We start from the raw sequence: 26,604 nt of genomic DNA on the forward strand, positions 1-26,604 counted from the left end.
AGCATCCTACGATTGATAGCGTGTGCGCATCAATCTTTCCAAAACTTGCAATTCACAACCGGGGAACTTCCGGCGCACCATTGGCGGCTTCAAAAAGCGTCCACGACGGTTCGACACGTCCCTGGCAGAGACGCAATGCGACGATTCACTAGCGGCTCGACCCCCCGGGCCGCAAGCAACACGGAGACAGCGCATGTCACAGCGCCCCCAAGACGCGGTTTCGCGTCGCCATTCAAAAGCCGGCGCGGTCCTGCGCGTCACTGCCGGCAACTTCCTCGAGCAGTTCGATTTTTTCCTGTTCGGTTTCTACGCCACCCAGATTTCCCGCGTCTTCTTTCCCACGAACAGCGAGTTCGCATCGCTCATGCTGACCTTCGCCGTGTTCGGCGCGGGTTTCCTGATGCGCCCGCTCGGTGCGATCGTGCTTGGCGCGTACATCGATAACGTGGGTCGCCGCAAAGGGCTGGTCACCACGCTGGCCATCATGGCAAGCGGCACGATTCTCATTGCCTTCGTGCCGGGTTACGACACCATTGGGCTGGCCGCGCCGGTGCTGGTGCTGATCGGCCGGCTGTTGCAGGGCTTCTCGGCCGGTGCCGAACTGGGCGGCGTGTCCGTGTATCTGGCGGAAATTGCCACGCCGGGCCGCAAGGGTTTCTATACGAGTTGGCAGTCGGCGAGCCAGCAAGTGGCCATTGTCGTCTCGGCAGGACTTGGTTTCGTGCTCTCGCTCACACTGACGGCGCAGCAGATTGCCTCATGGGGCTGGCGCCTGCCGTTCCTGGTGGGCTGCATGATCGTGCCGGTGATCTTCGCGCTTCGCCGCTCGCTTCAGGAGAGCGACGAATTCAAGCAACGCAAGCGCCATCCGTCGGTCGGCGAAGTGTTTCGCTCGATGGCGGCCAACGCAGGGGTGGTGCTCGGCGGCACGATGCTCGTGGCGCTGACCACCACGGCGTTTTACCTGATCACCGTCTACGCGCCGACGTTCGGCAAGAGCGTGCTGCATCTCTCGAGCGCCGACGCGCTGCTCGTCACGCTGTGCGTGGGGGTGTCCAACTTCATTTGGCTGCCTATCGGCGGCACGCTCTCCGATCGCATCGGCCGACGTCCTGTGCTGCTGCTGTTCGCGGGCCTCACGCTGGTCACGGCATACCCGGTCCTGTCGTTCCTCGTGCAGGCACCGAGCTTCACGCGCATGCTCGTCGCCCTGCTGTGGCTCTCGTTCCTGTACGGCATGTACAACGGCGCGATGATCCCGGCGCTGACCGAAGTCATGCCGCCGGACGTGCGCGTGGCAGGCTTCTCGCTGGCCTATAGTCTGGCGACGGCGATTTTCGGCGGTTTCACGCCCGCATTGTCGACGTATCTCATTCACGCCACGGGCGACAAGGCGGCACCGGGCTATTGGATGAGCTTTGCCGCACTGTGCGCGATCGGCGCGACGCTGGCCCTTTACCGCGGCCGCCCCGGTGGGCAGGGCCGCACCCGCACCGAACTCGCCGCAGGTTAAGAGAGATCGTCATGAATACCCTTTCCTCCCCGAAGCGCGTGAGCGCTGCCCGTCGCCTCGTCGCCGCACTCGGCGTGGGCATCGCGCTGACGACGCTCTCAGCCGCTCCCGTTGCTCAGGCAGAAGACCTGCATGTGATGAACTCCGGTGGCTTCACCGCGGCCTACAAGCTGCTGCTGCCCAAGTTCGAGGCCGCGAGCGGCGACCATGTCGATACGGCCTGGGGCCCGTCGATGGGCAAGGCGCCCGAGGCGATCCCGAATCGTCTGGCGCGTGGTGAATCGGCCGACGTCGTCATCATGGTCGGTTATGCGCTCGACGATCTCATCAAGGCGGGCAAGGTGCGCCCCGATTCGCGCGTCGATCTGGCTGACTCGCGCATCGGTGTCGTCGTCAAAGCGGGCGACGCGGTGCCCGACGTCAGCACCCCCGAGGCACTGAAGGCAGCGCTGCTGGCGGCGAAGTCGGTGGCCTATTCGGATAGCGCCAGCGGCGTGTACGTCGAGCGCGAACTCTTCAAGAAGCTCGGCATTGCCGAACAGATGCAGGGCAAAGCGGTGATGGTGCAGAAAACGCCCGTTGCCGAGAAAGTCGCCGCCGGCGACTACGCGCTGGGCCTGCAACAGGTGAGCGAGTTGCTGCCGGTCAAGGGCATCGCGTTCGCGGGCAAGATTCCCGAGTCGCTGCAATCGGTGACCCGCTTTGCCGGCGGCGTGCCGGTCAACGCGCCGCATCCCGACGAAGCGAAGAAGCTGCTGACGTACATGGCGGCGCCCGCTGTCGCGAAGGAGATCGAGTCCACCGGCCTCGACCCGCTGACGCACTGATGCCCCGCTCATTGATGAAGATGTGAAGTTTCTGCGTTGCCGCGGGGGAATTGAATTTCCCCCTCGCAAACCTTGGCGGGTTTGACCGACAATAGCGTGTCAGACAACGGCGTCGCACTGAACGACGCCACCGCCAAGGAGAGAGACTCATGGCCATTGCGCCAGACCTGCCGTCCCTGGCTGCCCACTCGAGCGCAGCCGAAGCCAACACCACGGCTACCCCTCATGCTGACCTGAACGACATCGTTGCGCTCGACGCACTGGCGCTGTCCGACGCCATTCGCACGCGTCAGGTATCGTGCCGCGACGTCATGCAGGCGTATCTCGCGCACATTGCGCAGTACAACCCGGCAGTCAACGCCATCGTGTCTCTGCGAGACGCGGACACCTTGCTGGCGCAGGCCGACGAGCGCGACCGGCAACTGGCGAACGGCCAGTATCTCGGCTGGATGCATGGCATGCCGCACGCCGTGAAGGATCTCGCCGCCTGTGCCGGATTGCCGACCCGCAAGGGCTCGCCCTTGACGCCCGAAGGCCCCGACACACACGACAGCATCAGCGTGGCGCGCATCCGCGCGGCGGGAGCGATCTTCATCGGCAAGACCAACGTGTCAGAGTTCGGCCTGGGCTCGCATAGCTACAACCCGGTCTTCGGCACGACACGTAACGCCTACGACACGACACGTATCGCTGGCGGCAGCAGCGGTGGCGCAGGCAGCGCCCTGGCGTTGCGCATGCTGCCGGTGGCCGATGGCAGCGACATGATGGGCTCGCTGCGCAATCCGGCGGCATTCGGCAACGTGTACGGCTTTCGGCCGTCGCAGGGCCGTGTGCCTTATGGTCCCACGCCCGAAGTCTTCGTTCAGCAACTGAGCACCGAGGGGCCGATGGGCCGCAGCGTCGCCGACGTCGCCCAGTTGCTCGCCACCCAGTCCGGTTACGACGCGCGCAGCCCACTGTCGCTGGCCCACGAGACACCGCCGTTCGCGAGTGCGTTACAGCGCGACATGAAAGGTGTGAAGCTCGGGTGGCTCGGCGACTACGGAGGCCATCTGCCAATGGAAGCGGGTGTGATGGCGCTTTGCGAAGCCTCGCTGCGCGATTTTGCGGCGATGGGATGTGAAGTGGAGGCATGTGTGCCGGACTTTGCGCCCGAGCGACTGTGGCAGACGTGGCTGACGCTGCGTCATTGGCTCGTGAACGGCTCGCTCGGCGAGATGTACGCCGATCCGGCGCGCCGCGACAAGCTCAAGCCGGAGGCGCAATGGGAAGTCGCGGGCGGCGAAGCGTTGCGTGCTGCCGACGTGTTTCGCGCATCGATCGATCGCAGCGAGTGGTACCGATCGCTGGCGCGGTTGTTTGAGCGCTACGACTTCTTGTTGCTGCCCTCGGCGCAGGTGTTCCCGTTCGACGCGCAGATGCACTGGCCGACGTCGGTCGCGGGCAAGCCGATGGATACCTACCATCGATGGATGGAGGTTGTGATCGGGCCGACACTGGCCGGGTTGCCGGCGATCAGCGTGCCGGTCGGATTCGACGCGCGCGGTCTGCCGATGGGGCTGCAAATCATCGGGCCGGCGCAAGCGGATCTCGCAGTGCTGCAATTGGCACATGCGCACGAGCAGCAAACGCAGTGGGTGCGTCGTCGCCTGCCGTCGATGCTCTCGGCTAACGCGCGGATCTGAGGTTTGGCTTGAGGCGGGCAGGCGGTGTCCCGGCTTACCGGGGGCGCGCCGCCTGCGCGCGTAGTGGACGGAGCAGTTCACCCAACGCGTTGTGGTCGATCTCGTGCATGAGCGCGAGCAGACGACCGATCTCGCCCGGCGGGAAACCCTCGCGGGCGAACCAACTGAGATAGTTGCCCGGCAGGTCGGCGATATACGTGCCCTTGTGTTTACCGAATGGCATGGGCGTCGTGACGAGGCGCATGAGCGCGTCGGCGTCGAAATCGAGCATGACGAAAGGGCGCAGCGTGGCGCGCGTGCAAGTCAGAGGGAAAGCGTCACGCTACCACAGGCGGCGTGCGTCGCGCCGGCTATCGTTTCGCATCCCCCGTCAAGCGTCACACCCGCGACGTCAACAATTGCCAGCCCGCGGCACCGAAGACCACGGCGAGGCAGCCGTCGAGCCAGCGCCGGATGCGCAGATAGATGCGCCGCGCCGTGCGTGTGGAGAACAGCATCGCATAGCCGCAGAACACCGTCAGACCGATTGCCACGCAACCGGGCACGACCGCCATGGGCATGGCGCCGTCGGGCGTCGACGACAGGGCAACGACGGAGACCCATCCCAGCACGGCCTTCGGATTGGTGAGGTGCATTAATGTGCCGCGCAGGTATAGCCGTTTGAGCGACAGTGTGCCGCCGGCATCCGTGGGCACCGATTGCGCGGCGTTCGCCGGTCGCAGGGCGGATCGTCCGGACTTGAGCGCCAGCCACATCAGGTAGACACCGCCGAAGACTTTGATGGCGATGAGGAACTGCGCATAGGCGAGCAGCGTGGCGGCAATACCGAGCATGGCGACCATCGCCCAGAACAGCGAGCCTGACATCACGCCCAACGCAAACGTCAGCGCGGGTTTGCGGCCGTGATTCGTCGCAATGGACATGATCGCCAGATTGCTCGGCCCCGGACTGGCCGCGCCGATGAAGTAAGCCGTATAGGCGAGCCATAAATGGGTTGAGAGCGTGGCGCTGGCGAGCATGACGAACCTTGTGCCGGAGGGGATCTTCGGAGTGTCGGCGCGTGTCACGTCCTGCGCCATAGACAGTTCGTCAATTTCCGAGCGTGCCACTTTTCGGACATGCCGCTTTGCGTCGGTTTGCATCGCCTTGATCGACGAGCCGACCGGCGTCCCGACCCGATGACCGTCGGGTCGGGGCGGTCATCCCTGCCGGCTGCCGCCTCAGACCTTGACGGGGAAGCGCCGGTCGAAGGTTGTCTTCACGTCCAGCGGTTGGCGCAGCAAGCCGACTTGCGAGTAGAAGTCGGCGGTGCGCTGTTGCTCGGCCACGAGGGCGTCGTCGATGTTGCGCCATTTCGTGGCGCGTCGCGAGAACTGGAGCTTTGCCGCCTCGGGCGGAATGCCGATGATGCGCGCCATGGCCGCGGAGAAGGCGTCGACATGCTGATACGACCAGACCTGCGCCCGCACGACACGCGACAGGAAATCGCGCAGCACCTCCTGCTTGCCCGCGATGGCCGCGTCGGTCGCCGCCAGATAGCTCAACCCCGACCAGAGCCCGCGGCCATTGACGAGCACCCGCCCGCGTCCGGTTGTCTCCGCGACTGCCGTGTAGGGCTCCCAGGTTGCCCATGCATCGACCGAGCCGCTCGCCAGTGCGGTGATGGTGTCGGCCGGCGGCAGGAAGCGGAAGTTGACGTCGCTGGGCGCCAGACCGGCGGACGTGAGCGCCTTGAGCGTGACGAAGTGGCCGATGGAGCCTCGCGTCGTGCCGATGTTCTTGCCCTTGAGATCGGCGGCGGTGCGCAGTGTGGCGTCCGGGCGCACGATCACGGCCGTGCCATACGCGTCGGAGCGATTGGCGCCGATGATCTTGATGGCGGCGCCGGCCGACAGCGCGAAGATCACCGGCGCGTCGCCGATAGGGCCGCAATCGACGGCACCCGCATTGAGCGCTTCGGCCAGCGGTGCGGCGGCGGGGAATTCGGTCCACTGAATGTCGTAGGGCAACTGCCTGAGTTCGTCCGCCGCTTCGAGCAGTGCGCGCAGCCCGCCTTTCTGGTCGCCGGCTTTGAGGAGCGGGCGGCCGGATTGCGCATAGGAGACGCCGGGCAGGGCGAGTATGCTCAGCGCACCCGCGGCACTCGACGTGGTGACGTACTGGAGAAAGCGGCGTCGGGAAGTCGTCATGGGGAAAGCCTGTGATGGATTGGAATGAAAGAAAATCAGGCGCGGACAAGGGCAGACGGTTAGTGCACGAAGCCGCCTTTGACGAACCGCACGGGGTCGTCGTCCATCTGGCGCAGCGTGGCGGTTAGCGGGTCTGTGCGACGCGCAGCCTGTGCGTCAAGGGGAAGCGCGCTTGGAAGTGCGGTCGTTGTCGTGCACATCAGGCCGCCGTCGGCCCAGCCCCCACGACCGGCGGGCGCAAGGGCGCGTAGCCAGCCGTCGCGATCCGCCAGCCATTCGGTGCCCGCCAGGCTCGATGGCGATGCGCCGGCGATTTGCGCGAAGACCTGCCATGCCTCGGGGCTATCGGCCACGCAGTCTGCTCGTGCGCCGAACAGCGGTGTGACGTTGCCGGCATTGACGGAACTGACCGTGCGCACCCGATCCGAGGGGCGTGCCGCCACCTTGCGAATGCCAGACGCACCGGGCGGCGACGGGGCATTGCGCTCGACCAGCAAGGTGAGAAAGCGGGGATCCTCGAACGGTGGCGGGTGATCGGTATCCACCGCCACGACGCGTACTCGCTGATTGCCGCGCCATGTGGCGACATCCCGGGCAGGGCCGTTGGCGCATTTCACCGACAGCGCGGGCAGGGCGATCGGAACGGGCCAACTGCCGCCCGCCGCCATGCCCGCAGAAGCGGAGAGCACGCGCATGTAATCGAGGGCGGCCCAGATCTCGCGGTCGCTCAGCCGCCCGGAGAAGCCGGGCATGGTCACGCCCTGATCGTCGCGCATGCCGTACAGCACATGCCAGAACAATTCGCCATCGGCGCGGCGACTCAGCAGCGTGCTCGCCATGGTGGGCGGCCATCGATGCAGCGTGGCGGCCAACGGCCCTTCGCCGCGTCCGTCGGTGCCGTGACACGCTGCGCATTGCGCCGCGTACACGCGCGAGCCGCGCGCGATGCTCTCGACGGTAAAGCCCGTCGGGCTGGTATGAAAACTGGTCGGCACGGCAGCGCTCAGCCAAAGCGATGGCGAAGGCCAGGGCGCCAGCGCCAGCGCACCGATGCCGGCGGCCAGCAGCCAACGCCATGCGCGTCGCCAAAACAGCGCCAGCAATACGCAGACGAGCGCAAACGCGATGGCCGCGAGCATCCACGCGAACTGGCGGGCGAGGGCCACGTCGATGACAAGATTCTCTCCGGCGATGCGCACGTCCCATGGCCATGCCGGTGCGCCATGCGAGTCGTCGGTGATGCCGAGCGCATAGAGCGTGCTCAGCCAGGTGGACTGCACGAACTGGAGGACTTGCAGCAGTGCGCCCAGCCAGAGATGCGAAGGCGGGGACGTCATCGCGGGCACTCCGCAGGGAAATGCGTCGATGACGGCCGGTACGTCGATTTCATCTGCTTCGTGGCACTACGATCTACACGATTACCAGCTTGCATCGAGCCCCAGATGTCGGAGCGCTTCGTGGCGCAGTTCGGTAATCCGCGGGTCGCCGCGATGGCGTGGATAGGGCAGGTCGACGCGCAGTTCCGCCACGATCTTTGCCGGACGCGGGCTGAACACGATGACGCGTTGCGCCAGGAAGAGCGCCTCTTCCACGTCGTGCGTGACGAGCAGCGCCGAGAAGCCGGCGCGCTGCCACAACTCGACCAGCTCGCTTTGCATGGCCAGACGCGTGAGCGAATCGAGCTTGCCGAGGGGCTCGTCGAGTACGAGCAGGCGCGGATCGTTGACTAACGCACGGGCAAGCGCCACACGTTGCGCCATGCCGCCGGAGAGTTGATGCGGAAACGCGTCGGCGAACTCGGAAAGGCCCACGCGGGCGAGTGCTGCGTCGACCCGCTGGCGCTCCTTGCCGAGCACGCCTCGGGCTTGCAGGCCGAGCGCGACGTTATCGCGCACGCGTCGCCACGGATAAAGCGTCGGATCCTGAAACACCACGATGCGCGACGGATCGGGGCGCGTAATCGCGGTACCGTCCTGCGTGATCGTGCCGCGCGTGGCGGTTTCCAGTCCCGCGACGAGGCGCAGCAGTGTGGACTTGCCGCAACCGCTCGGCCCGAGCAGCGCTACAAACTCGCCGGGGGCGACGCTCAAGTCCACGCCGTCCAGCACCTGCAAAGGCGCCTGACGCGTGCCAAACCAGTGATCGACGCCACGAATGTCGATGCGAGCACCGGTGTCGTTCGCCGGGGCGGATGCCTCGTTGCCGGGGACTGACGCCGAAACATGCACGTATTGCGGATTCGACCGCTCCTGCGTGGAGGAGGGGGTGGCGGCGCTTACCATTTGACGGTTCCTTTCTGCCACGCGAGCGCGCGGTCGCGCACGGTGAAGAGCAGCGTGATGACGCCGGAGAAGAGTAGCGCCATGACAATTAGCGCAGCGTACATGTTCACGTAAGAGGCCCAGCCCTGCGCCCACGTGAGGTACCAGCCGAGGCCGGACTTCACGCCCATCATCTCAGCGGTGACGAGCACCGAGAACGATGCGCCGAGCCCCATGAACAGGCCGACGAAGACGTTGGGCAATGCCGCAGGAATCGCCACACGCAGCACCAGAAACGCATCGGACGCGCCGAGCGTGCGCGCAACGTCGTAATAACTCTTGTTCACGCCGGCTACGCCCGACCATGTGAGGACGGCGACCGGGAACGCGGTGGAGAGTGCGATGAGGAAGGCGGCGGCCGAGTAGCTCGACGGAAAGAAGTAGAACGTGAGCGGCAACAGGGCTGTGGCCGGCACGGGGCCGAGCACGCGCAATACCGGGTGCACCCAATAGCCGATGGCGCGCGACCAGCCGATGGACACACCGATCAGGAAGCCCGCAATGGCACCCAGCCCGAAGCCGATGCCGAGCAGCTTGAGCGTATTGACGGCGCTGTCGCCGAGGCGTTGCCAGTCGTCGGTGTAGACCTCGATGAGGGCTTGCGGCGGGGCAAAGAAGGGCGTGGGCAACGCGCCGGTTTTCGCGGTGAGAATTTCCCACGCGGCGAGCACCAGCGCAATGGCGACGAGCCACGGGCCGGTACCGGTGATCGCTTCGCGCAGACGCAGCAATGGCGGCGTGGCACGGCCTGCGACCGACAGCACGGCGAGCAAGGCGGCAATGGCCAGTGCGACGACGCCCAGTTCGTCGGTAAAGGCCCAGTCGGAGAAGCCCACGACCTTATTGGGCCAGCGCAGCGTGAGCGCGCCGAACGCTGCCCATGCCAGCGCAGCGGCGAACCCGACGCCCCAGATGGCGGGGGTGCGCGGCGCGGCGAAAAGCTGATCGATTTCGGTCTCGTCGAAGCGCGGCAGGGGAACGGGCGACGGCACACGCAGCGTCGTACCCTCCGCTTGTTCGGCGAGTTCCAGCGCGCCGGCGGGGGACGCCCCGCGCAGTGCGGCGTTGTCGAGAATGGCACTCATGGTCGTTTATCCCAAGACATTGGCGTAGACGTGCTGCGCCAGTTTCTGTGGATCGGTGCTCTTCTTGAGCACACCGATGCGGCGGAAGTCGTCGGCGAAGTAGGCGATTTCATCGCGCAGGTCTACGCCGGTCGGATGGTGCGAATAGGTGAGCGTGGCGTATAGCTTGCGCAGGTCCTCGGGGCTGATCTTCGGCGAGTACTTGGCAAAGATCTTCGCGGCCTCGTTCGGGTTCTCGTTGACGAACTCGGTTGCCTGCACGATGGAGCGCGCGAGCGCGCTGGCGGCGGCACGGTCGTTGCGCACCAGTTCCCCGCGCGCGCCAATCACGCAGCACACCTTGCGGGCGTATTCGCCGCTCAGGTTGGTGGCCAGTTCGACATAGGCGCCGTTGGTGCGCTTCTCGAGCAGATACAGATTCGGGTCGCCGTCCGCAATCGCCTGAATTTCGCCCTTGTCGACGGCAACGCCGAGCAAGTCGGCGGGGTACTGACGCCACGTGACGTCGCGATCGGCATCGATACCGTTCTTCGCGAGCAGGATCTGGAAGAAGTGCTTACCCGGTGCGGCGAGATCGGATACCCCGATGGTCTTGCCCTTGAGCGCGGCGAGCGATGTTACGCCGGCCGCCTTCGCGCCGAGCAGCCGCACGCAGCCGCCGTGCGAGCTGCCGATGATCTTCACGTCGAAGCCCGCTTCGAGCGGCTTGAGCCAGCGATGGATCATGCCGACGGCGGCGTCCGCTTTGCCGGTCGCAATCGATTCGAGCAACTGGTCGGTCGAGCCGCTGTAGTTGATGAGATCGACCTGCAGACCGTTCTTCTCGAAGAAGCCGCGCTCTTGTGCGGCGACGATCGGCGTCAGGCAAAACGAGTTTTGGTTCCAGGCGAACGTGAGCTTGCGCGGTTGCGACCAGGCCTGGCGTCCAAGCAAGAGGGCCGGGGCGGCCAGTGCGGCGGCCGTGCCTGCACGCAAAATCTTGCGGCGACCCGTGTGAACTTCGCTCGGCGTTGCGACTTCCGATCCGTTGGCAGTGTGACGAAACTTCATGGATACGACTCCCCTGTTGATTTCTGATGTTTGTGTTCGGGTGGCAGAAAAGAGGCGTGGGTGAGCCACACGCCCCGTAACGTCAGTCGAGCAGGTCCGGCTCGGCGGCGACCAGTCCTTCGTAGAGGCTTTCGAACGAGTACAGGGCGCCTTCCGGCCCCCCGACCTGACTGTGCGTGTGGCGCGCCGTCGCTTCATCGATCGGCTGTGGCGTACCGGCCGCTTGCGCAAGCAATTGCGTGTGGGCAGCGTTCTCCAGCGCGATGTACCACCACGCGGCGGCTTCGACGCTCGGGCCGGCGGTGAGAATGCCGTGATTTTTGAGGATCACGCCCTTGACCGTGCCGCTGCCGTCGGGCTTGTTCAGCGCCTGGGCGATGCGGTTGCCTTCGCTGTCGTCGACCACCATGCCGGTGAAGTCGTCGAACAGGGCGTGGTCTTCGAAGAAGCCGCACGAATCCTGCGTGAGCGGATCGAGCAGCCGTCCGAGTGTCGACCAGGCCTTGCCGTAGGTGGAATGCGTGTGTGCGGCAGCAACGAGATGCGGGTGCGCCTCATGGATCGCCGCGTGAATCGCGAATGCCGCCTTGTTGAGCGGCCGCTCGCCCACGACCGTCTCGCCCTTGGCATTGACGAGCAACAGGTCGGAGACTTTGATGCGCGAGAAGTGCACGCCCAGCGGATTGACCCAGAAGTGATCGGTCAGCTCGGGATCGCGCGCGGTGATGTGTCCGGCTAGTCCGAGGTCGAAGCCGTGCCGCGCGAAGATGCGGAATGCGGCGGCCAGACGTGTCTGACGGTGGCGGCGCTCGGCCAGTACGTCGCTGCGCACGGGCGGCGGGTCGAACCAGAAACGTTGCTGGGGAGCGGCGTTGAGGACGAGTCCCGTCGGCGTGGTGCGGGTCGAGGCGGGGGCAGGCGAAGACGAGGACGTCGAGCGTCCGAACGTGTGAGTGTCGACGGGCAGAACGGCAGCCATGGGGCGTCTCTCCTGAGTCAGGCCGCGCGGCGCGTGGCGTCGTTTTGACGATCGCGTTCTGCCACGAGGGTGCGCAGACGCGGGATCAGTTCACGGCCGTAGTCGATGGCGTCGCCCAGCGGATCGAAGCCGCGAATGAGGAACGTCGTGACGCCGAGGTCGTAGTAATCGAGCAGCGCGTCGGCCACCTGTTCGGGCGTGCCCACGAGCGCTGTGGAGTTCGAGCGGCCGCCGATGAGCTTGGCGATTTCCGTCCACAACACCTTGTCCAGACGTGCGCCCTTGTCGGCGGCGGCGAGCAGGCGCCGTGCCCCTTCGCTTTGCAGCGCCGAGCCTTGCGGCAGGCCTGCGGCGTCGCGAATGGCTTTGGCTTGCGCGAGGATCTGGTCGGCGCGCGCCCACGCCTTCGCTTCGGTCTCTCCGAGAATCGGGCGGAACGACACCGAGAAGCGCGGCACTCGGCCGTGCACCGCAGCCGCTGCGCGCACACGCGTGGTGATCTCGCGTACCTGATCGAGCGACTCGCCCCACAGCGCATAGATGTCGGCGTGCTTGGCGGCGACTTCCAGCGCGGCTTCCGACGCACCGCCGAAGAAGATCGGCACGTGCGGTTGCTGCACCGGCTTGACCTCCGAGAACCCCTGTACGAAGCGGTAGTACTTGCCGTCGTGATCGAACGGGCGGTCTTCCGTCCAGATACGGCGCAGGATGCTCAGGTATTCGTCGGTTCGTGCGTAGCGCTCGTCGTGCGAGAGAAAATCGCCGTCGCGTTGCTGTTCGGCGTCGGAGCCGCCCGAGATGAAGTGAACGCCGATGCGGCCGCCGCTGAACTGATCGAGCGTCGCGATCTGGCGTGCGGCCAGCGTCGGTGCGACGAATCCCGGGCGATGCGCGAGCATGAAGTGAATGTTCTCGGTCACGGTTGTCGCATAGGCAATCGTGAGCGTGGCAGACGGGCTCGTCGAGTGATGCGGCACGAGAATGCGGTCGAAGCCCGATTGTTCGTGGGCGCGGGCGAAATTGCGCACATAGTCGCGGTCGACAGCCGCACCCTTTTGCGGATGAATTTCGGATTGCTTACTGCTTTGAATCATGCCGATGATTTCGACGCTCATGAACGCTCTCCTTGGGTAAGGGCAGGGACGCGTGCACGGCGACGTGGGTCGGTTTGCGCTACACGCCCATCGATCGGTAACAGACGGTGAACGGGAGTGAGCCTACGCAAACAATTTGCGGCCGTTAAATAATCATTTCCGCAAAGATTATTCGATATGGATGGTTGGGCGAGGCCAGGCCGGGCCTTACGCTATGGGCACTGCGTAAGACGGCGCATGCTGCGCCAAACGCGTATTTGCTTATTCCAAAAGTCATGTCTTCTCCTGGCTACTCGACGTTGCCGACCGACGCGTTGCCGTCGTTGGCGAACCCTGCGCCGTCCGGGGCAGTGCTGCCGCTGCCACGGGCCGATGGTCCGGCACGTCTCGCACAACTGGACGTCTTGCTCCCCCCCATCACGCGCACGCTTGCCCAGAGCGCGGCGGCGCTCGATCGCGCCGCCCGCTTCCCGTTCGAAAACTTCGCGCTATTGCATCGCCACGGGCTGATCGCGGAGATCGTGCCGCGCGCACAGGGCGGCGGCGGTGGCGGACTGGTGGCGGCGCGTCGTATCGTAGGCGCCGTTGCGGCGGGCGAATCGGCCACAGCGCTCGTGCTGACGATGACCTACCTCCAGCACCGTTCCCTGGTGCGCACGAGCACGCATTGGCCCGAAGCTCAGCGGCGTGCGGTGTTCGAGAGTGCCGTGCGCGACGGGGCGCTGATCAACGCGCTGCGCGTCGAGCCCGATCTGGGCACGCCTGCCCGGGGTGGTTTGCCGTCGACCATTGCACGTCGCACCGAAACTGGCTGGCGATTGTCTGGCAGAAAACTCTATTGCACCGGCATTCCGGCGCTGCGCTGGCTCTGCGTATGGGCGCGAACCGACGAACCCGAGCCGCGCATCGGCATATTTTTGGTGCCTCGCCCCGAGGGTTCGCAGGCGTCGCCGGATCGACCGGGCATCCGTGTCATTCCAAACTGGGATCACCTGGGACTGCGCGCGTCCGGCAGTCACGAGGTCGTTCTCGAGGACATCGATCTGCCGTTCGGCAATGCGGTCGACATTCGTCTGCCGCACGAGTGGGCGCCAGCGGGTATCGGTCAGCGCGATAACGACGCCCATATCGAACAACAGGCGTGGATGAGCGTCTTGCTCGGCACGTTGTACGACGCGCTCGCGCGTGCGGGCGTCGACTGGCTCGTGACGTTTCTGAACACGCGTGTGCCGGGCAATCTCGGCGCGTCGCTCGCGACGGTGCCGCGCGTTCAGGAGACGGTGGGCGAAATGGCGGCGTTGCTGCACGTCAACCAACGATTGCTCGATCTGGCGGCCGCGTCGGCGGACGGTGGCGAACCAGATGACGACATCGCCAGCGGTGCGCTAAAGTTCACGGTAACGGGCAATGCCATTCGGGTTCTCGAACTCGCTTTGCAGCTCTCGGGCAATCACGGGCTTTCACGCAACAATCCGCTTGAGCGTTACCACCGCGACGTGCTGTGCAGCCGCATTCACACGCCGCAAAACGACACCATTCTGGGCGCTGCCGGCCGGCGAGCGCTCGCTGCTTTCCGGGAATCCGTATGACCGCAGGTTTGCATGGCATCGCGCTTTCCAGCGATTTGCCCGAACACGATTACGATGCGCTCGATCCGTTGCGCAACTTCGTTGCCGCGTTTTCGCGACTATTGGAGCGTCGTCCGCACGAGACCACATTGCTCGAAGAAGGGGCTGGGCTGCTTGCCCAGTTGGTCGCCCGGGACGATTGGCTGCCCGAGGCGTTTGCGATACCGCATCCCGAGCACTATCAGCAGTACCTTTTGCATTGCGATTCGGCGCAGCGCTTTTCCATCGTGAGTTTCGTGTGGGGGCCGGGCCAGCGCACACCGATCCACGATCACACCGTGTGGGGCCTGATCGGCATGCTGCGCGGTGCGGAGGATTCGCAGCCTTACGTGCTCGACGCGAAGGGGATACCGATCATCGCGGGCGAGCCGGTGCGACTGTCACCGGGCGACGTCGAGGTGCTTTCGCCGCGGCTGGGGGATATCCACCGCGTGACCAACGCCTATGCCGATCGCGTGTCGGTCAGTATTCACGTGTATGGCGCAAACATTGGTGCGGTGCATCGCAGCGTATTTACCGAAGTGGGGGAGCGCAAAGGCTTCGTCTCTGGCTATGCCAATGCGCAGTTGCCGAATCCGTGGGGCAGAGCGGCCCAGCGCGTCTGAGACGTCCGACACCTCGCAAGCCGCGTTGCGCATGCCGCAGCGCACCACGTCGTGCGGTGCACGGGAGACAGCGCCTTCTGCCACAATGGCCGTCTGCCTGTGCAGACGGGCCAGCCCGCCACGCCGCCACCCGATACCGAAGCTACGTTTGACGAATTCAAGGAATTATCGTGTCCGCTCATTCGACCGACGCGCCGTCGCAAACGGCAGATCAGGCGCCTGCCGCCACTGACGTCACCTTCCCCGAACTGCGTTTTGCCGACGTGCGTGCCGCATTGCTCGCACGTGAGGAAATCGCACTGCTCGACGTTCGCGAAGAAGATCCGTTTGCGCAAGCTCACCCGTTGTGGGCGGCCAATCTTCCGCTCTCGCGGGTGGAAATCGACGCGTGGGCGCGTATTCCGCGACGCGACACGCGCATCGTCGTGTACGGCGAGCATGACGGTCGCGATCTTGCGCCGCTTGCCGCCGCTGTGTTGCGCAAACTGGGTTATACCGACGTCAACCTGCTGGCGGGTGGCCTCGACGGCTGGATCTCGGCGGGCGGTGAAATCTTTCGCGACGTCAACGTGCCGAGCAAAGCCTTTGGCGAGTGGGTCGAGGGATTGCGTCATACACCTTCGCTCTCGGCACAGGAAGTGCAGGCGTTGCTCGATGCGGACGCCGATGTCGTGGTCGTCGACGCGCGTCGCTTCGACGAATACCAGACCATGAACATTCCCGGCTCGACCAGCGTGCCCGGTGCCGAACTGGTGCTGCGCGTGCGCGAACTGGCGCCGGACCCGGCCACGCGCGTGATCGTCAACTGTGCGGGACGCACGCGCAGCATCATCGGCACGCAATCGCTCGTCAATGCCGGTTTGCCGAATCCGGTGGCGGCCTTGCGCAACGGCACCATCGGCTGGACGCTGGCGGGACAGACACTCGAGCGCGGGGCCGATCGCCGTCACCCGGCAACCGTGCGCGAAGCGACGCTGGCTGTGGCGCGCGAAGGGGCGAGAGCCGTGGCCGACCGTGCGGGTGTGCGGCGTATCGCGTTGGCCGACGTACCGTCGCTGAACGCGCCGGGGCGCACCGTGTACCGTTTCGACGTGCGCACGCCGGAAGAGTATGCGGCGGGGCACCTACCCGACTTCGCGAGCGCGCCGGGCGGCCAGTTGGTGCAGGAGACCGATCATCAGGCGCCGGTGCGCGGCGCGTGGCTCGTGCTGGCCGATGACGACGGCGTGCGAGCCGATATGACCGGCTCGTGGCTTGCGCAGATGGGCTGGACGGTGTACGTGGTCGAGCCGCATCGGGCCGAGGCGCGCAGTGCGCAGGGCGGATGGCCATTGCACGCGCCGAGCGCGCCTGACGTGGCGAGCGTTTCGCCGGCGTTGCTGGCGCGATGGCTCGACGAGGGGCAGCCGGGGCAAGTCGCGGTGCTCGACTTCACATCGGGCGTGAATTACGTCAAACGTCACATCCCGGGAGCGTGGTTCGTCATTCGCGCGCGGTTGGCCGAGGCGCTGCGCAAGATCGGGCCAGCGCAGCGTTACGTGCTGACCTGTGGTTCGAGCTTGCTCGCGCGTTTTGCGGCGGCCGATCTGCGACGTCTGACCGATGCCGAGATCGTGGTGCTCGATGGCGGAACGCAGGCCTGGATCAACGCCGGATTCCCGTTGGAGTCGGGAGAAACACGTCTGGCCAGTGCGCGCGACGATCGCTATCGCCGCCCTTACGAAGGCACCGATAACGCGGCGGCGGCCATGCAGGCCTACCTCGATTGGGAGTTCGGGCTGGTGGATCAACTGCACCGAGATGGTACGCACCACTTTCAGGTGGTGTGACGCGCCTCACCAGGCAAGCGCAAGCGAGGGAGATGGCTGGGCGGCGCGAGTCGTGTTTGCGCCGCCGTTTTCGCGGGCAGACGTGGCATACTCCCGAACTTCTGGCGTGCTCGCCTGACTCGCGGATGTGAACCTGTTCACCGAGATGCGGGGGGCGGCGGCCGACCTGCTTTCGATTCGATCATGCCACTGCAGCGCTTCATTGCCCGCCGACTGGGGGCCCTCACCGAGCCGAGCACCCGCATTCCCTACGCCTGGGTGTATCACGAGCCCGACGTCTTCATGCAACGCACGTCGTCGCTGAGCGTTGCCAAAAAATACCTGCACCGTCGTTTGCGTCTCGCTATTAGCGGGCAGTCGAATCGTGAAGTCCGTCATGTGGCGCCGAACGCGCGCGTGTTGTGGATCTATGGCGGCAAGGCGTCCGTGGGCGATGCAGTGATGGACATGTCGGGCCGGGCGCTCTTGCGCGGGCGCGAAGGGCCGGTCGATCTGTTGATCACCCCGGGGCTCAAAGCCGTGTTCGAGGGCGACGACATCTTCCGCCACATTCACGACGATCCTGCGAGTGTGAATCCGGGCGATTACGACGTTGTCGTATTGCAGGAATTCAACTATCCGACGCTGCGGCTCAAGCGCAAATTTTTCCCGTCGTTGCCGTTTGCCTGCCTGTTCCGCTTCTTCCACGGACCGGATCGTAACCAGACGCAATTCAGCCTTGCGGCGGTCAACGACATCTTCTCGCTGGGGTTGGCGTCAGACGAACTGTTCGCCCGTGCAAAGCCGTATCTGCGAGGCGAGTCCGAGGTGCCGGCGGCCATTGCGCAGCAATTGCCGCCGGGGCCGTTCCTCGTACTGGCGATGGGGGGCGTCGAGCCGCGCCGCACGTATGCGCACTGGCGCGAATTCCTGCAGGCCTACGACATTGCATACCAGCCGGGGATGCCGGCGGGCATTGTGTTGTTGGGATCTGGCAATGGTGCGGAGGCGGCGAAAGCGTTGATGGCGGGGACATTCGTCAACCTGCGTCTGGTGTCGTTCGTCGGCCAGTTGACGTTGCGCGATGCGAAGCGAGTGATTGCGAACGCCTCGCTTTTCGTGGGTGCCGATGGTGGCTTGATGCATGTGGCGCACACCACGCCGACACCGAGCGTGACGCTCTTCGCGAAGGCCGAGCCCCCTTATTTGCGGCTGACGCCGCAGTGCCAATCGACGCCGTTGCAGACCGACTCCGATGTGAGTGCGGTCGATCCGACGGAATTGGCCGAGACGGTCATTACCACCTTGGCATCGACGCCCCCGCGCCTGGGCTAAGGTGTAGTCAGCGGCACATCACTTTCGCCACCGGCGGGTTGCCGGTGCGCTTCCGGCCGCCATGCGTCAGGCGTGGCCAAACGAAAATCATCGAACGTTGACGGGTTCCAGATCAGCGGGCGCCGATCACTTCTGGTTGGCTTTGATCGCGGCACGGATGAGTGCGGTGAGGGCTTTTTCGTTGATGGCGTCGCCGAGATGAAAATCGATGGCGCGGCGGGTATTCCCGTCGAGGCTGGCATTGAACAGGTGAGCGGGATCGGGAAGCGAGGCGCCTTTGGGGAACGTGAGTTTCACGGCGGCCTTATAGGATTCGCCGGTGCAGAGGATGCCGTTGCAGGACCAGACGGGGACCCGCCATTTCCATTCCTCGACGATATCGGGGGAGGCGTGGTTAATGATGGTGCGGAGTTGGGCGAGGAGCGTGCCGCGCCAGTCATTGAGTTCGGCGATACGTTCGTCGATCAGCGCGGTGGCGTTGGGAGCATCGGGTGTGGCCTTCGTCATCGAGGGATACCTCCGGTGGGGGGAGTGGGCAGACACGAGGGAGCGTGAGTTGCCATTGTAGCGATGGGGGAGGATGACGCGTGAGGGGGCGGGGAAAGAGACGGACCGGGGCCCCTTTCTGAATCGAGTTGGGTTTATGTCTGAGAGGCGGAAAGGGGCCCCGGTCCGTCGGAGAGGGGCTCCGGGGGTGTGCAGCAGGTCAACAGGTCAGCAGTACAGCGACGGGTCAGCCGATCAGCCGACCCGCCGTGCGGGGCAATAAGCCTGGCGATTCAGAACGCGGCGCTATAGATCGCGAACGCATCCGCCTCGGTGACCTCACGAGGATTATTCACGAGCAGACGCGTCTGAAGCATGGCGTCGCTGGCCATACGGGCGATGTCTTCCTGCTTGACGCCGACTTCACGCAACGTGCGCGGAATCGCGGTATCGACGATCAACTGTTCGATGTGTTGAATCAGCGCGTCGGTTTTCGCCGCATCGCTGCCAGCGATCTTGGCGGGCAGAATCACATCGGCGAGTTCAGCGTAGAGCTTGCTGGCGGCGCTCGCATTGAAGCGCATGACGTGCGAGAGCACGAGGGCGTTCGACAGGCCGTGAGCGACGTGGAAGATGCCACCGATCGGATAGGCGAGGGCGTGCACCGCGGCGACCGGCGAATTCGCGAAAGCTTGTCCGGCGAACATCGCGCCAACCAGCATGGCTTCGCGGGCTTCACGGTTGTTGCCGTCGTTGCAGGCGGGCAGCAGATTGCGCGAGAGCAATTCGAGGGCTTTCACGGCGAGCGTGTCTGAAATCGGATTCTTCAGATGCGCGGAGGTGTAGGCCTCGATGGCGTGAACCATCGCGTCGATGCCCGTGGCGGCCGTCGCGGCGCGCGGCAGGCCGAGCGTGAGTTCCGCGTCGAGAATCGCGAGATCGGCGTAAAGCTGCGGGGCGACGACGCCCATCTTCGTCGTCTCGCCGGTCGTCACGATCGACACCGCCGTGACTTCCGAACCGGTGCCGGCGGTCGTCGGCATCTGCACCAGCGGCAGGCGCGTGCCCGTCACCTTCTTGATGCCGTACATCTCCTTGATCGACTGCGTGCCGGGAAGCAGCACGGCGAGCAACTTGGCCACGTCCATCGACGAGCCGCCGCCCAGACCCAGCACGATTTCCGCATCGGCCGCGCGAGCGCGTTCGGCCGCTTCCAGCACCACATGCTCGGGCGGATCGGCGATCACGTCGTCGATCACCGAGACTTGCCAGTCATGCTTCGCGAGGTCTGCCAACGCGGGGGCCAGCAAGCCGCTCTTGTGCAAAAAGCCGTCCGTCACCACGCACAGGCGTTTGCCCGTCGGATACTGCTCACGCAACAGCGCGCCCAGACGGCGTGCCGCACCAAATTCCACGACGACGGTCGGAACCGTCTGGAAACGAAAAGCGTTCATCATCGTTTTCCTCTTGAGACCTTCTCAGACTGCCGCGACCATCTGGCCGCGATCGATTCGGTAGACGTTATCGAGCACCGCGCCTGCGTGTTGCAAGTCTGCGCCCGACAGCACCACGGCGAGGCCGGCGCCGCGCATCTGGCCGATCACCTCGGCAATGCGCTTCGAGAGTGCCGGGGCCACGCCTTCGAACGGTTCGTCGAGCATCAGCAGACGCGAGCTGGTCATCAGCGCGCGTCCGACGGCCACCAGTTTCTGCTGGCCTCCCGACAATTGCAAGGCGCGGCGCGGTGCCCATTCACGGGCTTCCGGAATGATGCGGTAGACCTTGTCCAGACGTTCCTGCACGTCCTTCGCCTTGAGTGCCCACGCGGGCACGCACAGGTTCTCTTCCACCGTCATGTCCGGAATCAGACGGCGATCCTCGGGGGCGTAGCCGATGCCCAGCGACGTGCGCTCATGCGACGGCGCCTTCACCAGATCCACGCCGTCGAACGTCAGCGTGCCGCCGTTCGGCTTCACCAGCCCCATGATCGCGCGCAGCGTCGTCGTCTTGCCCGCGCCGTTGCGCCCGATCAGACCGACGATCGCGCCCTTCGGCACCGAGAAGTGCACCCCGCGCAGAATGTCCGTTGCGCCGAAGCGCACATTCAGATTTCCGACTTCAAGCATGGGCCACCTCGCCTGCCACATTTCCGGTAGCCGGCACCGCAGCCACCGTCTCGCCAATGATCAACTCGCGCACCTGCGCGTCGGCCAGCACCACGTCGGCCGTGCCGTCTGCCAGAATGCGGCCGTCGCAAAACGCCAGCACCCGGTCGCTGTAACGGCGCACGATTTCCATATCGTGCTCCACGAAAAGCACCGTAATGCCCAGGGCGCGCGCCGCATCCAGCACACGATTCATCACGTCGAACTTCTCTTCTGCGGCCACGCCCGAGGTCGGCTCGTCCAGCAACAGCACTTCCGGCTTGCAGACCATCGCGAGTGCGATATCCAGCAACTTGCGAACGCCCTCGGGCAACGTGCCCGAAATCATGTCCGCAAACTCCAGCACGCCCAGACGCGCCAGACTCTCGTTCGCCAGGTCCGCCGACAAGCCCGAAATCGCCAGCGCGATCTCGATGTTCTCACGCGCCGTCTGCGAGCCGAAAAGCTGCGGGATCTGGAACGACCGCGCAATGCCCAGACGCGTAATCTTGCGCGGCGCGAGTCCCGTGATGCGCTTGCCACGGAACACGATCTCGCCGCGATCCGGTTTGATGTAGCCCGTGAGCATGTTCACGAACGTAGTCTTGCCCGCACCGTTCGTGCCGATCAACCCCACCACGCTTTGCGCGTCGATATTGACCGTAATGTCCTTCGCCGGCGTGACACTGCCGAACGTCTTGTACAGGCCAGTGGCCTCAATGATGTGTTTCGATGCCATCTCGTGCCCCTTCATGCAGCGTCGCCCGAGGCGGTCGCTGTTGTCGTTGCCGTCTGCGTGACCGGATGCACCGCAGCCGATTTGCGACGTCCGAGACCCAGGCTCGTCAGCCCGCCCGGCAGGAACGCAATGATCGCCAGCATGATCGCGCCCATCACGATCTGCCACGTGTTCGGTGCGTAGCGATACGCCATCGCGCGAGCCACCTCCAGCAGCAGAGCGCCGATGAACGGCGAGAAGGCGAAGCGTGTGCCCGAGAGCACCGCGATGAAGACAAACTCACCCGAGGTCGTCCAGAACGCCATGTCCGGATCGATGTGACCGATGTTGAACGCCTGCAACGCGCCGCCCAGACCGGCGAGGGCACCCGCGATCACATACGTCAGGTGAATGTTCGCGCGCGCCGACGTGCCCAGATACTCCACACGGATCTCGTTATCCTTGATCGCGGGGCCGAGACGGCCCGGCGTCGAGCGCATGTACACCGCGACCGCCATCACGCACACAATCGCCGCGATGAAACCCACGGCGAACAGATTCGTGCCTGTGAGCTGCCACGGCTCGGCGCTGCTGCCGAGGGTCGGGGCGTTCACGTTGAAGCCGTCGCTGCCGCCGAGTTCCACGTTATTGAGCAACAGGCCGTAGCAGATCATCGACAGCGCCAGCGTGAGCATCGCGAAGAAAATGTCGCGATAGCGCGCCAGCAGGAAGCCGAGGACCAGCGCAAGCAAGGCCGAGACGATCATCGAGACGGCCAGCAGCGCGAACAGCTCCGTCAGACCGTAGTAGTTCATGCCGAGGCCCACGCAGTACGCGCCGACCGCGAAGAACAGCGCCTGCCCGAACGAGGCCAGCCCCGTGCGCAGCAACAGCGCCAGACCCAGCGCGACGATGCCCTTCGAGAGCGCCACCGACACCAGAAACTGCCACTGCGGCAGCGCCAGACCTGCCGCACCGATGGCGGCGAAACCGATCACCGCGAGCCACGTGCCGGGCGCGCGCAGGTGAGAACAGATTGCGGAACTCATATCTTGCGAGCCTCCATCGGAGCGAAGATGCCTTTCGGACGCACAGCCAGCACCAGCGCCATGACGATGTAAATCGAGAACAGTTCGCCTTGCGGCCAGTAATGCACGGCACTCGCGCGTACCAGACCCACAAGCAGGGCGCCGAACGCTGCGCCGGGCAGCGAGCCGAGCCCGCCGATCACCACCACCGCAAACGTCAGCACCACGATCTCGACACCCATGCCCGGGGCCACCGATACCGTCGGCGCGGTCAGCGCACCGCCGATCGCGGCAAGCACCGCGCCGGCCATGAACGTGAGCACGAAATAGCGACTCACGCGAATCCCCATCGCCTGACTGACTTCACGGTCGTGAATCACCGCGCGCAGCAAACGGCCGCTGCGCGTGAACTTCAGGAACGACGTGAGGCCGATACCGGCCACGAGCGCTACGCCCACAATCAGGAAGTTGTAGTTCGGGTACGAAAGATCGCCCAGATCGAAATTGCCGAGGAAGCTATAGGGCTCCGACACCGAGTACGGATCCACCCCCCACACCAGCTTGATCGCGTCTTCCATGATCAGGAAGAGCGCATAGGTGACCAGCAGCAGCACCACGGGGTCTTGCCCGTAGAAACGCTTGAGCACCCCGCGCTCCATGATGAAACCAATGGCTCCGCCCGCGACGATGGCCGCCAGCACGAGCAACAGATAGCTCACGTAAAGATTGCCGCCCTGGGCAACCCACGGGCCGATCAACGTCACGCCAGCGTATGCGCCCAACGCATACAGGCTGCCGTGCGCCATGTTCAAGATTTTGAGCACGCCGTAGACGAGGGTCAGTCCCAGAGCAACCAGGAACAGCCACGCGGCGTACATCACCCCGTCCACCAGGACGGCGTAGATCTGCGACATCTCGCATTCTCCTTGGAACGCAAAGCGGCGCGCGGTACACAGACCGTCACGCCAGCCCTGCGGGTACGACTCGAGGTCGTGACAGCGATATTGCAAGGAGGACCCGCAGGTCCTCCTGAACGAGGCGCCTTAGTGCTTCAGGCCGCCCTTGATCCACTCGGCCGACTTCACGCCTTCGGGCGGGGTGACTTCCGCGATCGAATACTGCTTGACGTCGGTCACGGTGACCTTGCCGTTCACGTTCTTCACAATGCCGAACGCCGTACCCTGCGCAGCCTGGTGACCCTTGCCCAGCGTCAGGCCGATCTTGCCGGCCGGCGCCTCGAACGCCAGGTGCTCGAACGACGCGATGACCTGCTCCGGCGTGGGCTGCTTGCCGCCGTTAGCTGCCTGTGCTTTCTCATAGGCCGCCTTGAGCGCCAGAAGGCTCTGGTTCATCTTGTACGACGGGTAGCTCGGCGTATCGTTGAACTTCGCGCTGTAAGCCGTGCGCAGCCAACGGTTCAGGGCATTGTCGGGGGCGAACATGCCGTACATGCCGCGTGCGCCGATGATCACGCCGTCCGGCAGACGCGTCTTGCCGTGCGTGGCCGTCTCGCCTGCGGTGAGCACGGTGAGCGACTTCTTGAACAGATCGCGCGGACCGGCTTGCACCACCAGGCCCTCCAGATCGCCGCCCCAGAAGCTCGAGTGCAGCACGTCCGGATGCGCGGCCAACAGGCTCGAAATGCCGGCGTTGTACTGACCTGCGCCCAACTGCGGCATTTGCGAGCTGACTGCCTTCGCGTTCGGCTTGAGCGCCTTGAGCGTGCCTTCGAAGTCAGCCCATGCGTCCTGACCCCAGGCGTAGTTCTGATTGATACCGGCGTAGGTTTGCAGATCCGGCTTGCGCTCGGCGACGTAGCGGGCGGCGCCCACGTTGTCCATCGTGGCCGTGGCGACCGGACGGAAGACGTACTTGAAGCTGGCGTCTTCAAACACGCGCGGCGTGCCGCAATCGAAGAACAGCGTGACCTTCTTCAGCTCTTCCGCGACCGGTGCGATGGCCAGGCAGTTACCCGAGGACGTGTAGCCCACCACGTAGTCCACCCCTTGATTCAGCAAGTTGCGGTACTCGCTCACTTGCTTGCTCGTGCTGCCGGCTTCGTCGATGTAGACGAGTTCGATCGGCGCGCCGCCGAAACCCTTCGTGGCGTAAGGCGCCGGCACCTTGCCAGCGTTGAGCTCGGCTGCCGTGACTTCGGCGGCATTCTTGGCGGGCACGCCGAAGGGGCCGGCGGCGGCGCCCGACATGAATGTCACGATGCCGATCTTGATCGGCTTTGCATCGGCTTGTGCCGTTGTGGCAACCGAGGCGATGGCGGCGCCGGCCGCAAGTGCGAGAGCGAGCGGCTTCATGCCGCGCTGGATAACGCGCTTCATACTGGTTTCCTTTGGTGGTGTTGCGACTTGTGTGTCGATTTATGCGTTAGCGGAGTTCTGATGCTCCGGTGCGTCGGTGCGAGGGCAGGGCCCGTTACCGGGCCCGTCCATCACACTTGCAGGCACAGGTACTTCAGTTCGAGGTATTCCTCGATGCCGTAGTGCGAGCCTTCACGGCCCACGCCGGATTGCTTGATGCCGCCGAACGGCGCGACTTCGTTGGAGATCAGGCCGGTGTTCAGACCGACCATGCCGTACTCGAGCGCCTCGGCCGTGCGCCACGCGCGCGAGATATCACGCGTGTACAGATAGGCCGCGAGACCGAATTCGGTGTCGTTCGCCAGGGCGACGGCGTCGGCATCGCGCGTGAAGCGGAACAGCGGCGCTACCGGGCCGAAGATTTCTTCGCGTGCCACGCGCATTTGCGACGTTGCATCGGCGATCACGGTCGGTGCGTAGTAAGTGCCGCCCAACGCGTGCGCTTCGCCGCCGACCAGCACGCGGCCGCCGCGGGACTTGGCGTCTTCGACCAGCGTCACGACCTTTTCCACGGCCTTGCCTTCGATCAGCGGGCCGATCGTCACGCCGTCTTCCAGACCGTTGCCGACCTTCATCTCGGCGACACGCCTGGCGAATTTCTCGGCGAATGCGTCGTAGACGCCATCCTGAATATAGAAGCGGTTGGCGCACACGCAGGTCTGGCCACCGTTGCGGTACTTCGCGGCGATGGCACCTTCGACGGCGGCGTCGAGGTCGGCGTCGTCGAACACGATGAACGGGGCGTTGCCGCCCAGTTCCAGCGACATGCGCTTGACCGTCGGTGCGCACTGCGCCATGAGCAGACGGCCCACGCCGGTCGAGCCGGTGAACGACAGCTTGCGCACGCTCGGGTGCGCGGTAAGCACGCCGCCCACTGCGCGGGCATCCCCCGTGACCACCTGGAACACGCCACCCGGAATGCCGGCGCGATGGGCCAGTTCGGCCAGCGCGAAGGCCGACAGCGGCGTGAGTTCGGACGGCTTGACCACGATGGCGCAACCCGCGGCCAGTGCCGGGGCGACCTTGCGCGTGATCATCGCTGCGGGGAAGTTCCACGGCGTGATGGCCGCGCACACGCCCACCGGCTGCTTGAGCGTGACGAGGCGCTTGTCCGACGCAGGCGTGGCGAGCACGTCGCCATCGACCCGCTTGGCTTCCTCCGCAAACCACTCGATGAAGCTCGCGGCATAGGCGATCTCGCCGCGCGACTCTGCCAGCGGCTTACCTTGCTCGCGGGTCATCAGGTACGCCAGATCGTCGGTATTGGCGATCATCAGATCGAACCAGCGGCGCAACACGGCGGCGCGCTCCTTGCCGGTGCGGGCCGCCCACGGCTTTTGCGCCGCTTCGGCCGCGACCACCGCACGCGTGGTTTCCTCGGCGCCGAGTTCCGGCACCTTGGCCAGCACTTCGCCCGTGGCCGGGTCGAGCACGTCGAACGTCTTGCCGCTGTCGGCGGCGATCCATTGACCGTCGACCCAGGCGAGGGTCTTGAGAAGGGTAGTGTCTTTGAGTTGCATGGCAGTGGGCCGGGCGCGCCGGCTTTTCCTGTTGGCGAATCGGCGTGCGGCAGGGTCTCGGCTTGTCGCTTGCCGTTCTATCTATTGAACGGTATTCTATGTATTGAATGTGATTCTACGTATTGAACGTTTCGGGTGCAACTAAGGGGTTTTCCTAGGGCGGAATGAGAATGACTTGCCCGTACCATGCTGGCGGCGTGGCCTGCCACCCGAT

General features: G+C 65.0%; 23 protein-coding genes and 1 pseudogene. 7 read left to right on the forward strand and 17 right to left on the reverse strand.

Annotation, left to right across the window (positions count from 1 at the left end; genetic code table 11):
• Positions 1-193: 193 nt before the first annotated feature.
• The 3 genes from tcuC (at position 194) to PI93_RS10370 (ending at position 4,025) form a co-directional block, all read left to right on the forward strand.
• On the forward strand, positions 194-1,513 hold the full coding sequence (gene tcuC, locus PI93_RS10360) for an MFS transporter (RefSeq protein WP_039372573.1): 1,320 nt from the start codon (positions 194-196) through the stop codon (positions 1,511-1,513).
• Between the two features lie 11 nt (positions 1,514-1,524).
• The gene (locus PI93_RS10365; RefSeq protein WP_052240817.1) at positions 1,525-2,340 is read left to right on the forward strand and encodes a substrate-binding domain-containing protein; all 816 of its coding nucleotides are present in this window, start codon (positions 1,525-1,527) and stop codon (positions 2,338-2,340) included.
• Between the two features lie 149 nt (positions 2,341-2,489).
• Positions 2,490-4,025: an amidase gene (locus PI93_RS10370; RefSeq protein WP_080759295.1), complete on the forward strand. Its 1,536-nt coding sequence runs from the start codon at positions 2,490-2,492 to the stop codon at positions 4,023-4,025.
• A gap of 34 nt (positions 4,026-4,059) precedes the next feature.
• Here the strand turns inward: PI93_RS10370 and PI93_RS10375 are convergent, their stop codons facing one another.
• The 9 genes from PI93_RS10375 to PI93_RS10415 form a co-directional block, all read right to left on the reverse strand.
• Positions 4,060-4,296 carry a DUF3820 family protein gene (locus tag PI93_RS10375; RefSeq protein ID WP_039372571.1) on the reverse strand — a complete coding sequence of 79 codons (237 nt, stop codon included), beginning with the start codon at positions 4,294-4,296 and terminating at the stop codon, positions 4,060-4,062.
• A 106-nt stretch (positions 4,297-4,402) separates the two neighbouring features.
• A complete protein-coding gene (locus tag PI93_RS10380) occupies positions 4,403-5,044 on the reverse strand; it encodes a LysE family translocator (RefSeq protein WP_039372829.1) in 642 nt (213 codons plus the stop codon).
• 201 nt (positions 5,045-5,245) lie between these two features.
• Entirely contained in the window at positions 5,246-6,214 is a 969-nt protein-coding gene (locus PI93_RS10385) for an ABC transporter substrate-binding protein (protein ID WP_039372568.1), read from the reverse strand.
• A gap of 59 nt (positions 6,215-6,273) precedes the next feature.
• Positions 6,274-7,551 carry a c-type cytochrome gene (locus PI93_RS10390; RefSeq protein WP_039372566.1) on the reverse strand — a complete coding sequence of 426 codons (1,278 nt, stop codon included), beginning with the start codon at positions 7,549-7,551 and terminating at the stop codon, positions 6,274-6,276.
• Positions 7,552-7,632: 81 nt separating this feature from the next.
• Positions 7,633-8,496, reverse strand: coding sequence for an ABC transporter ATP-binding protein (locus tag PI93_RS10395; protein WP_080759294.1), 864 nt, complete (start codon positions 8,494-8,496; stop codon positions 7,633-7,635).
• A complete protein-coding gene (locus PI93_RS10400; protein WP_080759293.1) occupies positions 8,490-9,620 on the reverse strand; it encodes an ABC transporter permease in 1,131 nt (376 codons plus the stop codon). Before PI93_RS10400 ends, PI93_RS10395 begins: the two co-directional genes overlap by 7 nt.
• Before the next feature lie 6 nt (positions 9,621-9,626).
• Positions 9,627-10,670 (reverse strand): ABC transporter substrate-binding protein, encoded by a 1,044-nt coding sequence (locus PI93_RS10405; RefSeq protein ID WP_080759292.1) that lies wholly within the window; start codon positions 10,668-10,670, stop codon positions 9,627-9,629.
• A gap of 82 nt (positions 10,671-10,752) precedes the next feature.
• Complete coding sequence (locus PI93_RS10410; RefSeq protein WP_039372563.1) at positions 10,753-11,649, reverse strand: class II aldolase/adducin family protein; 897 nt, start codon at positions 11,647-11,649, stop codon at positions 10,753-10,755.
• A gap of 17 nt (positions 11,650-11,666) precedes the next feature.
• Positions 11,667-12,764 carry an LLM class flavin-dependent oxidoreductase gene (locus PI93_RS10415; protein WP_039372560.1) on the reverse strand — a complete coding sequence of 366 codons (1,098 nt, stop codon included), beginning with the start codon at positions 12,762-12,764 and terminating at the stop codon, positions 11,667-11,669.
• 254 nt (positions 12,765-13,018) lie between these two features.
• Between PI93_RS10415 and PI93_RS10420 the strand changes: the two genes are divergently transcribed.
• From PI93_RS10420 to PI93_RS25075, 4 genes and pseudogenes are all read left to right on the forward strand, one after another.
• Positions 13,019-14,332, forward strand: a complete 1,314-nt coding sequence (locus PI93_RS10420; RefSeq protein ID WP_080759291.1) for an acyl-CoA dehydrogenase family protein — start codon at positions 13,019-13,021, stop codon at positions 14,330-14,332.
• On the forward strand, positions 14,329-14,976 hold the full coding sequence (locus PI93_RS10425) for a cysteine dioxygenase family protein (RefSeq protein ID WP_052240816.1): 648 nt from the start codon (positions 14,329-14,331) through the stop codon (positions 14,974-14,976). The genes PI93_RS10420 and PI93_RS10425 overlap by 4 nt, the downstream gene beginning before the upstream one ends.
• Before the next feature lie 170 nt (positions 14,977-15,146).
• On the forward strand, positions 15,147-16,805 hold the full coding sequence (locus tag PI93_RS10430) for a rhodanese-related sulfurtransferase (RefSeq protein ID WP_407945350.1): 1,659 nt from the start codon (positions 15,147-15,149) through the stop codon (positions 16,803-16,805).
• 903 nt (positions 16,806-17,708) lie between these two features.
• A pseudogene (locus tag PI93_RS25075) lies at positions 17,709-18,119 on the forward strand (glycosyltransferase family 9 protein); the annotation flags it as partial.
• Positions 18,120-18,245: 126 nt separating this feature from the next.
• On the opposite strand, the gene PI93_RS10440 reads toward PI93_RS25075, so the two are convergent.
• The 8 genes from PI93_RS10440 to PI93_RS10475 all read right to left on the reverse strand — a co-directional run bounded on the left by PI93_RS10440 (position 18,246) and on the right by PI93_RS10475 (position 26,390).
• Complete coding sequence (locus PI93_RS10440) at positions 18,246-18,626, reverse strand: DUF1801 domain-containing protein (protein WP_039372558.1); 381 nt, start codon at positions 18,624-18,626, stop codon at positions 18,246-18,248.
• A gap of 272 nt (positions 18,627-18,898) precedes the next feature.
• Complete coding sequence (locus PI93_RS10445; protein ID WP_039372554.1) at positions 18,899-20,059, reverse strand: iron-containing alcohol dehydrogenase; 1,161 nt, start codon at positions 20,057-20,059, stop codon at positions 18,899-18,901.
• 24 nt (positions 20,060-20,083) lie between these two features.
• Positions 20,084-20,731: a branched-chain amino acid ABC transporter ATP-binding protein gene (locus PI93_RS10450; protein ID WP_039372551.1), complete on the reverse strand. Its 648-nt coding sequence runs from the start codon at positions 20,729-20,731 to the stop codon at positions 20,084-20,086.
• On the reverse strand, positions 20,724-21,488 hold the full coding sequence (locus tag PI93_RS10455; RefSeq protein WP_052240832.1) for an ABC transporter ATP-binding protein: 765 nt from the start codon (positions 21,486-21,488) through the stop codon (positions 20,724-20,726). The genes PI93_RS10450 and PI93_RS10455 overlap by 8 nt, the downstream gene beginning before the upstream one ends.
• Before the next feature lie 11 nt (positions 21,489-21,499).
• Complete coding sequence (locus tag PI93_RS10460; protein ID WP_052240814.1) at positions 21,500-22,516, reverse strand: branched-chain amino acid ABC transporter permease; 1,017 nt, start codon at positions 22,514-22,516, stop codon at positions 21,500-21,502.
• Positions 22,513-23,409, reverse strand: a complete 897-nt coding sequence (locus tag PI93_RS10465; protein ID WP_039372549.1) for a branched-chain amino acid ABC transporter permease — start codon at positions 23,407-23,409, stop codon at positions 22,513-22,515. The genes PI93_RS10460 and PI93_RS10465 overlap by 4 nt, the downstream gene beginning before the upstream one ends.
• Before the next feature lie 129 nt (positions 23,410-23,538).
• Entirely contained in the window at positions 23,539-24,831 is a 1,293-nt protein-coding gene (locus PI93_RS10470) for an ABC transporter substrate-binding protein (RefSeq protein WP_224786301.1), read from the reverse strand.
• Between the two features lie 110 nt (positions 24,832-24,941).
• Positions 24,942-26,390, reverse strand: a complete 1,449-nt coding sequence (locus tag PI93_RS10475; RefSeq protein WP_039372547.1) for an NAD-dependent succinate-semialdehyde dehydrogenase — start codon at positions 26,388-26,390, stop codon at positions 24,942-24,944.
• Between the last annotated feature and the right edge of the window lie 214 nt (positions 26,391-26,604).

This window comes from Pandoraea fibrosis, assembly GCF_000807775.2.
GTDB lineage: Bacteria > Pseudomonadota > Gammaproteobacteria > Burkholderiales > Burkholderiaceae > Pandoraea > Pandoraea fibrosis.